Source organism: Dellaglioa sp. CoH-57-MRSF-21 (assembly GCF_056781915.1).
Genome location: NZ_JBXAXU010000129.1, coordinates 1 through 325, shown reverse-complemented (window position 1 = coordinate 325; position 325 = coordinate 1). Strand labels below are relative to the sequence as shown.

Here is a 325-nt window from a genome sequence, read left to right as displayed (position 1 = left end):
ACCGTAGACTTCACCCGGCTTATCGAACTGGTAGATGAAGTTGTGCGCATTTGGCCCGTTGACGAATGTACCCTGTGCAATAGTATCGGGATGGATAAATCGCGAGTGAACAGCAGGAGGATTCGCGCCCCAGTCACGTGCTGCCTTTTCTGGGTTAGCGGCGTACGCTGTAGCAATGATCTGAGACTGCCGCGTGTAAAACGGGTTCATCTCCCACGTTGCTAGGTTGACGCCAAGCATCGTTTTCTCACCGTCCGGGGTCCGCGATTCCCGCAGCAGCCGCATCATCTTGTCGCGCTGCGAGTACGGCGACGACACGTTGAAC

At 56.0% G+C, this 325-nt stretch carries 1 protein-coding gene; it reads right to left on the bottom strand.

From position 1 onward, the window contains the following. A partial coding sequence (locus AC1RPQ_RS08255) for a hypothetical protein (RefSeq protein WP_481762304.1) occupies window positions 1-325 on the bottom strand: 325 nt, incomplete at both ends.